Origin of the sequence: Kurthia sp. YJT4 (assembly GCF_030219945.1) — a bacterium.
GTDB classification, from domain to species: Bacteria; Bacillota; Bacilli; order Bacillales_A; family Planococcaceae; genus Kurthia; species Kurthia gibsonii.
On record NZ_CP126689.1, the window covers coordinates 723,253 to 738,246 of the forward strand.

The 14,994-nt window shown below is 37.5% G+C and carries 12 protein-coding genes; 11 read left to right on the forward strand and 1 reads right to left on the reverse strand.

Going from position 1 to position 14,994, the window contains the following annotated elements; genetic code table 11:
- Window positions 1-401: 401 nt before the first annotated feature.
- Window positions 402-1,241 (forward strand): aminoglycoside 6-adenylyltransferase, encoded by an 840-nt coding sequence (locus QN089_RS03445; protein WP_285215965.1) that lies wholly within the window; start codon window positions 402-404, stop codon window positions 1,239-1,241.
- Between the two features lie 46 nt (window positions 1,242-1,287).
- Here QN089_RS03445 and QN089_RS03450 read toward each other — a convergent pair whose 3' ends face one another.
- Window positions 1,288-2,985, reverse strand: a complete 1,698-nt coding sequence (locus tag QN089_RS03450) for an Rqc2 family fibronectin-binding protein (RefSeq protein ID WP_285215966.1) — start codon at window positions 2,983-2,985, stop codon at window positions 1,288-1,290.
- 188 nt (window positions 2,986-3,173) lie between these two features.
- On the opposite strand from QN089_RS03450, the gene QN089_RS03455 reads away from it, so the two are divergent.
- The 10 genes from QN089_RS03455 to rlmN all read left to right on the forward strand — a co-directional run bounded on the left by QN089_RS03455 (window position 3,174) and on the right by rlmN (window position 14,994).
- The gene (locus QN089_RS03455) at window positions 3,174-5,312 is read left to right on the forward strand and encodes a M28 family peptidase (RefSeq protein ID WP_285215967.1); all 2,139 of its coding nucleotides are present in this window, start codon (window positions 3,174-3,176) and stop codon (window positions 5,310-5,312) included.
- A gap of 176 nt (window positions 5,313-5,488) precedes the next feature.
- Window positions 5,489-6,352, forward strand: a complete 864-nt coding sequence (locus tag QN089_RS03460; protein ID WP_350310918.1) for a YicC/YloC family endoribonuclease — start codon at window positions 5,489-5,491, stop codon at window positions 6,350-6,352.
- A gap of 50 nt (window positions 6,353-6,402) precedes the next feature.
- Complete coding sequence (gene gmk, locus QN089_RS03465) at window positions 6,403-7,020, forward strand: guanylate kinase (RefSeq protein WP_068455018.1); 618 nt, start codon at window positions 6,403-6,405, stop codon at window positions 7,018-7,020.
- A 5-nt stretch (window positions 7,021-7,025) separates the two neighbouring features.
- A complete protein-coding gene (rpoZ, locus tag QN089_RS03470; RefSeq protein WP_068455013.1) occupies window positions 7,026-7,250 on the forward strand; it encodes a DNA-directed RNA polymerase subunit omega in 225 nt (74 codons plus the stop codon).
- 84 nt (window positions 7,251-7,334) lie between these two features.
- A complete protein-coding gene (gene coaBC / locus QN089_RS03475; RefSeq protein WP_285215969.1) occupies window positions 7,335-8,540 on the forward strand; it encodes a bifunctional phosphopantothenoylcysteine decarboxylase/phosphopantothenate--cysteine ligase CoaBC in 1,206 nt (401 codons plus the stop codon).
- Window positions 8,537-10,945 (forward strand): primosomal protein N', encoded by a 2,409-nt coding sequence (gene priA, locus QN089_RS03480; protein WP_285215970.1) that lies wholly within the window; start codon window positions 8,537-8,539, stop codon window positions 10,943-10,945. Before coaBC ends, priA begins: the two co-directional genes overlap by 4 nt.
- A 19-nt stretch (window positions 10,946-10,964) precedes the next feature.
- Window positions 10,965-11,462 carry a peptide deformylase gene (def, locus tag QN089_RS03485; protein WP_285215971.1) on the forward strand — a complete coding sequence of 166 codons (498 nt, stop codon included), beginning with the start codon at window positions 10,965-10,967 and terminating at the stop codon, window positions 11,460-11,462.
- 2 nt (window positions 11,463-11,464) lie between these two features.
- A complete protein-coding gene (gene fmt / locus QN089_RS03490; RefSeq protein WP_285215972.1) occupies window positions 11,465-12,406 on the forward strand; it encodes a methionyl-tRNA formyltransferase in 942 nt (313 codons plus the stop codon).
- On the forward strand, window positions 12,403-13,824 hold the full coding sequence (rsmB, locus tag QN089_RS03495; protein ID WP_285215973.1) for a 16S rRNA (cytosine(967)-C(5))-methyltransferase RsmB: 1,422 nt from the start codon (window positions 12,403-12,405) through the stop codon (window positions 13,822-13,824). Before fmt ends, rsmB begins: the two co-directional genes overlap by 4 nt.
- A 57-nt stretch (window positions 13,825-13,881) precedes the next feature.
- The gene (gene rlmN / locus QN089_RS03500) at window positions 13,882-14,994 is read left to right on the forward strand and encodes a dual-specificity RNA methyltransferase RlmN (protein ID WP_285215974.1); all 1,113 of its coding nucleotides are present in this window, start codon (window positions 13,882-13,884) and stop codon (window positions 14,992-14,994) included.

Below are 14,994 nucleotides of genomic sequence, written 5' to 3' on the forward strand. Positions count from 1 at the left end.
GAAAGGATAAAAAGTTATTAATTAGGATTTATGGGGTAACGTATGTAGGAAGGTAAAATGAGGGGGAGGTGAAATAGCCACTAGGCGAGAAAAATAATCGCTTGTACCGTTTAAATTTTTTACAGTGATAAATCATTTGAAAATGGCAGTGCATATTTTTCATAGTTGATCTATTTAGGGTGATAGATCGCCATCGCTATAAAGTGGAATAGGTTAATAATGGTTTAATGATGTTACCATATTTATAAAATGATTTTTTGTATTGGATACATGAATTTCTTTCCGTTATAGATAGTGGAAAAAGAAGCGTATGTAAACAATCGACATGTAATTCTACATCTAATTATACTCATTCATGGGCGAACATGAATGAGTATTTTTTTAAGGAGCGTGAAGGATTCATGAAAGAAGATGTATTACAACAATTTATTTATAGTCATCCAGATATTCGTGCAGTAGGTATTGAAGGATCCATCGCAACAGGTCGACAGGATCTCTATTCAGATTTAGATGTTACGCTGTTTACAACACATCTACCTAACTATCTGGAACAATCATCGTGGTTAGATTCTTTTGGACCACGTATTATTATGCAAACACCTGAACCAATTCAGTTAGAAAATGATTTTGTGTTATATCCTTTTTTAATGTTATTTGAAGATGGGAGCCGTATCGATTTAAAGATGGCATCCGTATATGCATTTGAAGCGTACTTGAATTGGGAGTCTACTGTTCAAATTGTCATGGATTTAGATCATCGTCTACAAGTTCAACCCATTCCGAATGAACAGAGTTTTATTATCCAAAAACCATCAGAGCAAGATTTTTTTGAATGTACGAATGAATTTTTATGGGTAGCTACATATGTAGCAAAGGGAATATTGCGTCATCAATTTATGTATGCAGCGAAACACCTTGAAATTATACGAGAAGAACTTTTACGTATGATAGCTTGGTCGATTAGTGAACTACATTTAGAGCGTGTCAATTTAGGCAATGCTTATAAATATTTACATGAATATATGGATGAACAGGATTTTGAAGAATTACGAACGACGTATGCAATAGGCAGTAGTACAGCACAAAAAGATGCTCTCCAAACGATGATTACCTTATTTGAACGCTATGCAAAACCATTAGTAGAATCTTATAATTATAACTACTCAGAAGAATGTGAAGCCACGAAGCAATACATCTTAAATATTCTTGAACAAAGAGGTATTGGTATGAAATCAAAATAATGAAGCAAAAAGCCTGAGACGATTTTGTCTCAGGCTTTTTTCAGATTTAAGTATTTGCTTGTAATTGCATCACAAGTGCTTCATCTGGTGTTACAAATACTGTTTTTTGTTCAAAATAAATAACAAAACCAGGTTTTGCACCACTTGGCTTTTTCACTTGTTTTACCTCTGTATAGTCAACCGGTACAGACGAAGATTCACGTGCTTTACTGAAGTATGCAGCGAGTGTTGCTGCTTCTAAAATTGTTTGTTCGTCTGGATCATCTGAGTGAATGACTACATGTGAACCAGGAATATCTTTCGTGTGCAACCATGTTTCCCATTTACGTGCAATTTTAAAGGTTAAATAATCATTTTGTTTATTATTTTTCCCAATCGAAATCGGCACACCTGTAGAAGATACATATTTTTCTGGTGTTGGTTTCACTGGTTTTTTACGACGTTTCGATTTTTTCAGGCGCATATACCCTTGTTCTGCTAACTCTTCACGAATTTCTTCAATGTCAGCAGGAGACGCTTGCTGAACTTGTTGTGCAAGTAATTCGAAGTATTCAATGTCTGCTGTCGCAATTTGAATTTGTTCTTCCACTTTGACAAGTGCATGCTTAAACTTATTGTATTTTGCATAATAGCTCTGTGCATTTTCAATCGGTGTTTTGCGTTCACTCAGTGGAATCGTAATCTTGTCACCTGTTTCGCTATAGTAATTTTCAACCGTAACAGACTTTGCACCTTTTTCGAATTGATAAAGATTTGCCATTAATAATTCACCAAATAATTGATACTGATCTAAGTTTTGAGCGCGTTTTAAATCTTGATCTAATTTTTTTAGTTTCAGCTTCAATTTATTAATCTCAGCTTGCAACCAGTTTTCTAAATCGCCTGCTTGTTGTTTTACACGATCACGTTCTGCACGTGCAAAGAATACACGATCGAGTAATTCACTCAATGTATTGTAGTAGGTTTTTGGTTCTTCAAAGCTATGCAAATCAATTGGTGAGAAAATCACTTTTCTTCCTTGTTCTAAATACGTTGGTTTTGTTCCACCAACTACAAATTCATTCACGAAATCGCGGAAGATGGAAACCGTTGGCACTTGTTGTTCTTGCGCGCGAAATAATAATTCATTCGCGTGAAGGGGAGAAAATCCAACGAATTGTTGCATGATTTCCTTTGCGTCACGAATTTCAGTGAAGAATTCTGCTAGTTGTTCATCTGTTACTGTAACAGGATTCCACTTATCTTGTTTTGGCGGTGCAATATAGATAGAACCAGGGAGAACCGTACGATAACTATTCATAGCAGGTGGTAAGTGTTTCAAACTATCCACAATTTTTTCAGTCTCTGCATCGACCATAATTAAGTTACTATGACGTCCCATAATCTCAGCATAAATATAACGTGTAATCGGATCGCCAATTTCATTCTTACTCGAAATCGTCAATTTTAAAATACGGTCTGCATCGAGCTGTTCGATTGTCTCGATGAAACCACCTTCCACATGTTTACGCAATAAAGAGCAAAACATCGGTGGTTCAGGCGGATTTTCGATTGTTTGTTCCGTCATGTGTACACGCGCATATGTTGGATGAATCGAGAATAATAACTTTTTATTTGCTCCATTTGCACGAATCGTAAAGATGACTTCTTGTGCGTTTGGTTGATGCACTTTAGCGATTCTACCTGTAACGAGTTGTTGTAATTCTTTTGTCATTGCGATTGTAAATAAACCATCATAAGCCATAGTCAAATCCTCTTTCGTTCTAGAGTTTGTCAGTACTCCATATAGTTAAATCTAGTGTACCACGTATTGCAAACAAATGTTTTTTTAAGAATTTAAAAAATTAATTTTCAAAAAAGATTGACGATTCCTGACATATACTGTTTAATTATCTTGTTTTGAAAATTTTGAATAGAAAAGGAATGTGATTGATGAAAAGGTTTTTTGGAGTTTTAGCGCTGGGAATGCTTGTTACGTCGTCGTTGGTAGCATGTACAGCAGCCGATAAAAAAGACGAGACTGAACACGACAAGAAAAAAAGTACAGAGGTTGTAACAGAACAACAATTCATGAGTAAAGTAGATGAAAATTACGCCTATGACTTTGCGAAAGGTCTCGAACAATTTAAAACGAATGAAAAGTTAGGTTACAGAACTGCAGGCTCAGAAGCAGAGTTACAAACAGGTGAGCATATTGAGAAAGAGATGAAATCACTTGGTTTACAAGAAGTAACAAAAGACGAGATTACTGTAGATTCTTGGACATTTGAAAAAGCAGATTTATCTTTTAAAACAACATCTGGAAAAGAACAGTTAGCTGTTTTAGGTGGCTATCAAACGAACTTTAATACAAATGGTAAAAAGTCGTATGAAGTCGTGTATGCAAATCGCGGAACAGCGGATGATTTAGAGAAGTTGGATGTAAAAGGTAAACTGGTGTTAATAGATATTAATCAACGTGAAGAATGGTGGATTAACTACCCAACATATCAAGCGCATTTAAAAGGTGCGGCAGCGGTTATTGCCGTACAAAATGGTGGATATGGTGAAGTAGATGAATCAGCACTGAATGCACAAGATATTTGTGGTCCAGAAGATGCACCTGCATTTTCAATGTCACAAAAAGATGCAAAAGAATTAAAAAAAGCATTGAAGAAGAACAACAATAAACTAACGGTTGATTTTGATGCGAAATCAACAGTGAAGATGAATCAAAAAACATATAACTACTACGGGAAAATCGAAGGAAAGCATAAAGATGAATACATCCTATTATCAGGACACTATGATTCATACTTTGATGGTTTCCAAGATGATAACTCGGCAATTGGTTTAATGTTAGGAATTGCGAAAGCGATGAAAGACAGTGGATATCAACCAGATAAGACGATCATCTTCAATGCATTAGCAGCAGAAGAATGGGGCGTATCGAATTCACGTTATGACTGGTCTACAGGTGCATACAATCAAATTTTCAAAGTGCATCCAGAATGGGCAAAACAAACATTTGCAAACATTAATTTTGAATTACCTGCATTTGAACATATGGATACGAATGAAATTCGCTCAGTATATGAATTTAAAGATTTCTTAACAGATTTCATTCCAACAGTTCCAGCAATTGATGGAATTTATAAAGATGGTATTCGCATCGTAACACCATTACAAACTTGGTCAGATGACTTCTCATTCTCGATTGCCGGTATTCCAGCAATCCGTAATGACTTCCAAGATAGTCAGTTCATGCATACGCATTATCATTCACAATATGATAATAATGACACGTACAATAAAAAAGTAATGAAATATCATATGAATATGTACGGTACATTAGCGATGGCGTATGACAAACAAGCTGTGACACCACTTCACTTTACAACACGTCTAGATGAAATGGAAAAAAGCGTGAAAGAAAAAATCTATAAGATGGGCGATGTCGACGCTAAAACATTATTAAATGAATTAGCAGAAACGAAAAAAGTGGCGAAAGAACTGAATGCCAAAGTGGATGAAGTGAATGCTTCATATGAAAAAGCTCATGCAGCAGGTGATACAAAAGAAGCCGATCGTATTTATAAAGAGAATGAACAATTAAATGATGCTTTACTTGCAGCATTTAAATCAGCACAAGATGCTTTTGTACGTCTTACTTGGGAAGATGAAGTAATTTTCCCACATGAACATGCACAAAATAATATCGAAGCACTTCAACAAGCTAAACAAGCATTAGAAAAAGGGAAGGCTTCAAAAGCATTAGATGAATCATTGTATAAAGTAGATAATAACTGGTATGCATATGATTATGATCGTGAAGTATATGACTATTTTACAAACTATGTAACAGATCAACCAGCAGACCGTTTAAAATGGGGTGCAGGACGCGTGATGGGACATGAAGACTTATATGATGTTATTGCATCATTACAAGCTAAAAAAGATGGTGCCAACTTCACAAAAGAGATTAAAGCAATTGATGCGGCAATTCAAACGCAACAACAATTGTTAAAGAAAACAAATGAACAAGAAGTAAAAGCAGTACAAGCACTGCGTAAACAATTAGAAGCGATGTAATATCCACCCTGAATTTCTGTCATGCTAAATAACGGAAATTCAGGGTTTCTTTTTTTAGATGCTTCGTTGTTTAAGAATTTTACGTTCCTTCATAAAACTACAAGCAAAATAAAACAGACCTATGCTATAATTAATCTATTATGCAAAGAAGGGTGTGACTGACCTTGGTGCGAAGTATGACTGGATTTGGCAGGGGTGTCACAACGACGGAACATTTTAGATTAACCGTCGAAATTCGCTCGGTGAATCATCGTTTTTTAGAAGTATCGACGAAGTTCCCGAAAGAATGGATGGAAGCAGAAATTCATACAAAAAAGCTCCTATCAACTTTACTATCACGAGGTAAGCTAGATGTTTTAGTGAATTTGAAAAAAGAAGAGCAGCAAGCACCGAAAATTAATGTCAACATTCCCGTTCTTCTAGCTTATAAAGAAGCGAGAGAACAGGTAAGTCAAGTATTGCCTGTGGAAGAGGAATGGTCGATGCAAGAAATTTTAGGGTTGCAAGATGCTTTTTTAGTAGAATCAGATGAAATACCCAATGAAACACTTTTACAAGCAGTAAGTGAAGCGGTAACTGAAGCTGCAACAGCGCTTATTCAAATGAGAGAGCGAGAGGGTCAGGAATTATATGAAGCATTACAAGGCTTCAAACAAGAACTGATGCAAGAGATTGAACAGATTCGCAGCGTATCTTCTCAAGCAGTTGAAAAATATCGCGAAAAACTCCTGCAAAGACTACAAGATATCACTTCCTCCGAAGAAGTGGAGAGCCGTATTTTAACGGAAGTTGCAGTGTTTGCAGAAAGAGTCGATATTGCGGAAGAACTCGATCGATTGTCGAGCCATTTTGAACAACTCGATGAAACACTACGAGACAATCAACCAATTGGGCGTAAATTAGAGTTTCTCTTACAAGAAATACATCGTGAAATTAATACGATTGGTTCTAAAAATCAATCGTCTGTCGCATCAATTGCAGTAGTTCAAGCAAAATCGGTACTTGAAAAAATGAGAGAACAGGTTCAAAATATTGAATAATTGTTTTTTTAGTAGTATCATTAATTATTTGTAACGATGAAGGAGACAAAATGAGAAAAGAACGTGGATTATTGATTGTTTTATCAGGTCCTTCGGGTGTCGGAAAAGGCACTGTACGAAAGGAACTATTTTCGCAGCCAGATACGAATTATGAGTATTCAATTTCGATGACAACACGTAAACCGCGCGAAGGCGAAGTGGACGGTGTTGATTACTTCTTTAAAGAAAAAGAAGATTTCGAAGCATTAATTGAGCAAGGTAAGTTACTTGAGTATGCTCAATATGTAGGGAATTATTATGGAACACCGATTGACTATGTCAACCAAACACTTGATGCAGGACGCGATGTATTTTTAGAAATTGAAGTACAGGGTGCTACACAAATTCGTGAAAAAGTTCCAGATGGTCTATTTATTTTCTTAGCGCCTCCAAGTTTATCTGAACTGCAAAACCGTTTAGTCGGTCGTGGAACAGAGACGGAGGAAGTTATTGCAAACCGTATTGAAGCGGCAAATAAAGAGCTTGAAATGATGAACTTATACGATTATGTCGTTGAAAACGATGAAGTTACATTAGCGTGTGACCGTATTAATTCAATTGTCGTTGCGGAGCATTGTCGCCGCGAACGCGTAGAAAAACAATATTTAGCAATGTTGAAGGGAGAATAATCTACATGTTATATCCATCAGTAGATGTATTAAAAACAAAAATCGATTCAAAATATTCTTTAGTAAGTTTAGCTGCAAAGCGTGCACGCGCAATGCAAGAAGGTAAAGAAGAGCGTCTATCTTCTTATAAATCAGTGAAAAACGTAGGGAAAGCTCTTGAAGAAGTAGCTGCTGGCGTTTTAACGAAAGAAAAACAAGACGAGTCAGCTATTTACGAAGACGAAGTATAATTTTCTTCCCAAAGCTTCCAGAGAGATTTATTCTTTGGGAGCTTCTTTTTTAGGATAGATTGTGCATAGAGGAGAGATAAGCATATGTTAACAAATAAAAAGATTTTGCTCTGTGTAACAGGTGGTATTGCTGTTTATAAGACAGTCGCACTTGTTAGTAAACTGACGCAAGCTGGAGCAGAAGTGAAAGTCATCATGTCAGAATCCGCAATGGAATTTGTACAACCACTTAGTTTTCAAGTCATGAGTAAAAATGATGTTTTTTATGATACATTTGACGAAAAAGACTCATCTGTCATTGCACATATTGATTTAGCAGATTGGCCTGATCTCGTATTAGTTGCACCAGCGACAGCGAATATGATTGGCAAGTTAGCAAATGGTATTGCGGACCAAATGATTACGACGACATTACTAGCAACAACTGCACCTGTATGGATTGCACCAGCGATGAATGTTCACATGTATGACCATCCAGCTGTACTACGTAATATCGACCGTTTAGCACAAGATGGCTATTCATTTATTGAGCCATCTGAGGGGTATCTTGCATGTGGTTATGTTGGAAAAGGGCGCTTAGAAGAACCTGAAAAAATTACAGCACTTGTGTCAAAGTTTTTTGAACCAAAAGAACAGCCTTTAAAAGGGAAAAAAGTTGTCGTAACAGCAGGACCAACACGTGAACGAATTGACCCTGTACGTTATTTAACGAATTTTTCATCTGGTAAGATGGGCTATGCGATGGCGACAGCAGCGCGTGATTTAGGAGCTGATGTAACACTTGTTTCAGGGCCTGTAGATTTACCTGAACCAACAGGAATGACCGTTGTTCAAGTGGAGAGTGCAGAAGATATGCTACAAGCGGTATTATCTGTCTATGAACAAAGTGATTTAGCGATTAAAACAGCCGCAGTGGCAGACTATCGTCCGAAAAATGCAATGAATCAAAAGATGAAGAAGCAAGAAGGCGACTCGGTTATTGAACTTGAGCGAACAACCGATATTTTAAAAACATTAGGCGAGAAAAAGACGCATCAATTATTGATTGGTTTTGCGGCTGAAACGAATGATGTCCTTCATTATGCACAAGGTAAACTACAAAAGAAAAATGCAGACTATATCGTAGCGAATGATGTATCACAAACTGACCGCGGTTTTGGAACAGATGAAAATACGGTGACACTCGTTGGACATGGTGATTATGTGAAAAGCTTCCCGTCTCTTCAAAAAGAAGCATTAGCAAAACAACTCCTCTTGCATATTTTAGAACGAGAAGGCCAGATGAAATGATTGCACAAGTCATTGTCGATGTTGCGGCGTATCCAGTCGACCGACCATTTGATTATGAAGTGCCCAAACAGATGGAATCATTAATTGAGCCAGGTAGTCGTGTGAAAGTACCTTTTGGGCATCGCGATGTACTTGGCTTTGTCATTTCTGTAACAGAGGAGACAGAGATTGCATCGAATAAGATGAAGTCGATTTCCACATTACTTGATTTAGAACCTGTTTTAACAGAGGAAATGTTAGAGATGGCGAAGTGGATGACAAAGCAGACACTTTGCTATGAAATTGACGCACTACAAGCAATGCTACCATCTGCACTGAGAGCAAAATATGAAAAACAAGTGGAATGTTTAGTAGAAGTATCCATGTTACCACCGTCTTTACAAGCTCATTTTACGAAGAAGATGCGTGTTCCGTATAAGTTATTTGAAACGGAAGCACTCTTACTTGAATTGAAAAAAGCAGTGAAGTCTAAACAAGTACAAATTGTGACGGTTGTGAAGCAACAAGGGCGTATTAAATCAATTCGTAAGTTTGAAGTACATGCAGACCTTACTTTTTTACAGCAAAAACATGAGGAACTTTCTAATCGCGCACGCAAGCAAAAGCAAGCGATTGAATGGTGTATGGAACATGTGGGTGAGCGTTTTTTACCACAATACCTAGCAGATGAAATTTTTATATCCGCTTCTGTTCAAAAAGCACTTGTGGAATTAGGTGTTGGGAATTTTGTTGAAGAAGAGCTATACCGAGACCCTTTTACGCAGGAGATTACGCCTTCTTATGCTTTGCAACTTACGGATGAGCAACAAGTGGCGCTCGATGCGATTACAGAGAAGATGAATGAACAGCAACCAGAGACCTTCTTACTACATGGCATTACAGGTAGTGGGAAGACAGAAGTCTACTTGCGTGCGATTCAACATGCACTCGATCAAGGAAAAGAAGCGGTTGTACTCGTACCTGAAATTTCACTTACACCGATGATGACAGAACGATTTCGCGCGCGTTTTGGTGAACTTGTGGCAGTCATGCACAGTGGTTTATCACAAGGCGAAAAATATGATGAATGGCGAAAAATGCAACGTGGTGAAGTGAAAGTAGTAGTAGGAGCTCGTTCGGCAATTTTTGCACCGTTTACGAATATCGGTTTACTCATACTCGATGAAGAACATGAAACAACATATAAACAAGAAGATACGCCGAGATATCATGCACGCGATGTAGCCATTTGGCGTGGTATGCACTATCAATGTCCTGTTATTTTAGGAAGTGCAACACCTGCATTAGAGAGTTTTGCACGCGCGCAAAAAGGTGTGTATCATCTATTAACATTGAAACAACGTGCAAAAACACAAGCATTACCGACTGTCCAAGTCGTAGATATGCGTGAAGAATTGCATACAGGGAATCGCTCGATGTTCTCAAGAGCATTAGCAGATGCTATAAGAGAACGATTAGAGAAAAAGGAACAAATTGTTTTGTTCTTAAATCGACGCGGATTTTCTTCATTCGTCTTATGTCGTGATTGTGGTACAGTTGTTCAATGTGACAACTGCGATATCTCCATGACATATCACCGAAGTAGTGAAAAGTTAAAATGTCATTATTGTGGTGATGAAAAGCCTGTTCCGACCGAATGTCCAGAATGTCAAAGTGAACATATTCGCTTCTTTGGAACGGGTACACAGAAAATTGAGAGTGAGATTTATAAAGTGTTCCCAGAAGCACGCGTTATTCGAATGGATGTGGATACGACACGTCAAAAAGGTGCGCATGAACGTTTGCTGAATGATTTTGGTGAAGGGAAGGCAGATATCTTACTTGGTACACAGATGATTGCAAAAGGTTTGGATTTTCCGCGTATTACATTAGTCGGTGTTATGAGTGCAGATACATCACTTCGTTTACCAGATTTCAGAGCAGCAGAAAAAACGTATCAATTACTCACACAAGTAAGTGGACGTGCAGGTCGACATGAATTACAAGGTGAGGTTATCATTCAATCGTATGAACCAGAACACTACGCGATTGAATTAGCAAAAGAACAAATTTTTGAACCTTTTTATGAACAAGAGATGCGCATTCGACGTCGTTTTTCATATCCACCGTATTATTATGTTGTCTTAATTCAGGTAAGTCATGAAGATGTCATGCTTGCAGCAGAGTATGCGTCTTTAGTACATGAATATATTGGGCAGCATCTATCGAACCAAGTACAAATTATTGGGCCAACTGCTGCTTCCATTAGCAGAATACAAAATAGATATCGTTATCAATGTTTGATAAAATATAAAAGAGAACCACAACTACATGATGTATTAAAACAATTAATTAAGATATACCGTACAGATTGGATGAAGAAAGGTGTTCTAATGACCGTCGATTTAGACCCGACATCCATCTAGCAGTAGAAAAGAGGAAACAATGGCTATTTTACCAATTATTAAAAATCCAGCAGATGTTTTAACAACACCTGCAAAAGAAGTAACACAATTTGATGAAAAATTAGCGACGCTTTTAGATAATATGTATGAGACAATGGTTGATTCAGATGGTGTAGGAATTGCCGCACCACAAGTAAATGAAGGCATTAAAGCAGCTGTACTTGAAATTGGGGAAGAACGTGAGATTTTAGAAATCGTCAATCCTGAAATTATCGAGTACTCAGTTGATACAAATGTCGATTTAGAAGGATGCCTAAGCTTCCCAGGATTATTTGGCGAAGTAGAACGTTCAAACGGTATTCGTGTAGAAGCGCAAGATCGCAATGGTAATCTATTTGAAATCGAAGCATATGACTATGATGCACGTGTTTTACAACATGAGATTGACCATTTAAACGGTGTACTATTCGATTCGAAAATTACACGCATCTTAACGGAAGAAGAACTTGAAGCACTTTATGCAGAGGAGGAAGAATAAATATGACATCGATTGTATTTATGGGAACACCTCAATTTTCTGTGCCAATTTTACAGATGCTCCATGCAGAAGGTTATGACATTAAAGCAGTTGTCACACAACCAGATCGTCCTGTTGGTCGTAAACGGGTGTTAACACCACCGCCTGTAAAAGCAGCGGCAGTTGAGCTTGGTTTACCGGTTATTCAACCAGAAAAATTACGTGGTTCAGAAGAATTACAACAGATTATTGACTTAGGTGCAGACTTAGTTGTAACAGCTGCATTCGGCCAAATTTTACCGAAAGCATTACTTGATGCACCGAAGCTTGGTTGTATTAATGTCCATGCCTCATTATTACCGAAATATCGTGGTGGCGCACCCATTCACCAAGCTGTATTGGATGGTGAACAAGAAACAGGCGTAACGATTATGTATATGGCTGAAAAGTTAGATGCAGGTGATATCATTTCACAAAAAGCCATTCCAATTCACGATACGCATACAACGGAGCAATTATTCGATGAATTAAGTATCGTTGGGCGTGATTTATTAAAGGAAACATTACCAACGATTATCGCAGGTACGAATGAACGTATTGTGCAAGATGAGTCACAAGTGACGTTTGCTTCAAATATCTCACGTGAACAAGAGCGCATCGACTGGACAAAATCAGCGCGTACAATTTTCAACCAAGTACGTGGATTAAACTCATGGCCGGTTGCTTATACAACATTAAACGGTGAGAATGTGAAAATTTGGGCAACAAAGCCTTCAGAGCAAACAACGGATGAAAAACCAGGTACGGTCATTTCAAAATCGAAAAAATTCTTTACGGTGGCAACAGGTGAAGGACAAGCAATCGATATTTTAGAATTACAACCAGCAGGAAAAAAAGCGATGCCAGCAGTCAATTATTTAAATGGTGTAGGGTCGAAATTGGAGATTGGGGATCACTTTGAATGAGTAAAGCAAAAACAGAAAAAAAGCGTGCACGTCAAGCAGCCAACGGAAATAAAGGCGCACAAGCAAAAAAAGGTAAGCCAGCTATTTGGGATGGCAATGTACGTGATGCAGCGTTAACAATCTTACTCGCTGTTGATCAAAATCAAGCCTATAGTAACCTTTTGTTACACCAAACAATTGAAAAATATAAAATTGATGCAAAAGATCGCGGTCTTTTAACCGAGCTAACTTACGGTACATTACAATATAAAATGACACTTGATTACTATCTTGAACCGTATGTTCGTGGTAAACTAGATGACTGGGTTCGTTGGTTATTACGTCTTTCTTTATACCAAATTGTGTATTTAGACAAAATTCCAGACCATGCGGCTGTAAATGAAGCGGTTGAGATTGCTAAACATCGTGCGAGACATCGCGGTGTCAGTGCAACAGTGAATGGTATTTTACGCTCTATTTTACGTGAAGGTGTACAAGATACGACAAAAATTGAAGATGTGGCAACACGTATTTCAATCGAAACAAGCCACCTAGAATGGTTAGTTCGTCGTTATATCGATGCATTCGGTGTAGAAAAGACCGAAGACTTATTAATCGAGAATAACTTCCCGCCATTACAAACTGTACGTGTCAATGCAACGAAAGCAGACACGACAAAAGGTCTTGAAACATTATGGGAAGAAAAATATGCGGTGCGCCGTAGTCAAACTATTCCAGAATGTTTACACATTGTAGAGGGACAACCGGCAAAATCACAAGCATTCAAAGATGGTGTCATTACGATTCAAGATGAGAGTTCGATGATTCCAGCATATGCACTAGATGTCGAACCAGGCATGCGTGTATATGATATGTGTTCAGCTCCTGGTGGGAAAACAACGCATATTGCAGAGAAGATGAATAACGAAGGTGAACTCATTGCGACGGATTTACATCAGCATAAGATGAAGTTAATTCAGCAAAATGCAGATCGTCTTGGTTTATCAATCATTCAAACACAAGTAATGGATGGACGAAAAGCGACCGAAGCTTTTGAAAAAGAGTCGTTTGATCGTATTTTAGTCGATGCGCCATGTAGTGGTTTAGGCGTTATTCGTCGCAAACCAGATATTAAATATACAAAAAGTGAAGCGGATTTTGCTTCATTACATGTGATTCAACTTGATTTATTAGAATCAGCATATGAACTATTAAAAGTGGGCGGTAAGATGGTCTATAGTACATGTACAATAGACAAACTAGAGAACAATGGAACGGTAGAAGCTTTCTTAGAGAAGCATCCAGACCTTGTACTTGCGCCGGTAGTAAATGCACCAGAAGCCTTAACGGAATTACGTGAAACAGGTATGATGCAAGTATTCCCACAAGATTTTAATAGCGATGGATTTTTTGTAGCAGCCTTTGAGAAAAAAGCATAAATGAAGTGCTGAACAGGTTATAATACCTCTAAGCCAAAACGTTAGGAGATTCCAACAGTGGAACAAGAAAATTTAAAACCAGTAACAGAAACAAAACGTGTAAAAAAAGAAAAACCAGTCTTACGTGAATCGATCTATTCTCTTTTACCAGAGCAATTAGAAGATTGGTTAAAAGCCAATGGTGAAAAAGCATTCCGCGCGAAACAAATCTATGATTGGTTATACGTAAAGCGTGTCGGTACGTTTGAAGAGATGTCGAATTTATCAAAAGGTCTACGTGATAAATTAGCTGAGAACTTTGAATTAAGTACATTAACAACATTAGTAAAACAAGAATCAACAGACGGTACGATTAAATTCCTATTCCAATTACAAGATGGTTATTCAATCGAAACAGTATTAATGCGCCATAATTACGGAAATTCAATCTGTGTAACTACACAAGTAGGTTGCCGTATCGGTTGTACATTCTGTGCGTCAACACTAGGTGGGCTAAAACGTCATCTATTAGCAGGCGAGATTATCGAACAAGTTGTTAAAGTACAACGTCAATTAGACGAAGTAGATGAACGCGTATCAAGTATTGTTATTATGGGGATTGGTGAACCATTTGATAACTACGACAATATGATGCAGTTCTTACGTGTTATTAACCATAAGCAATCATTAAATATTGGTGCACGTCACATCACTGTATCAACTTCAGGAATCGTACCAAAAATTTATGAATTTGCAGATGAAGAATTACAAATTAATTTTGCAGTTTCATTGCACGCACCAAACCAAGAAGCACGTCAAAAATTAATGCCAATCGCAAAAGCTTATAAATTAGATGAACTGATTAAAGCTGTAAAATATTACACGCAAAAAACAGGTCGTCGTGTAAGTTTTGAGTATGGTTTAATGTCTGAACAAAACGACTCAGTTGAAATTGCGAACGAATTAGCTGACTTAATCCAAGATGTAAAATGCCATGTGAATTTAATTCCGATTAACTATGTACCAGAACGTGATTATATCCGTACATCACGTAACCGTATTTTTGCTTTTGAAAAAGCCTTAAAAGATCGTGGAATTAATGTAACAATTCGTCGTGAACAAGGTTCAGACATTGCCGCTGCTTGTGGTCAATTACGTGCACAAGAACGTACAGAAGAAACTGCACACTAA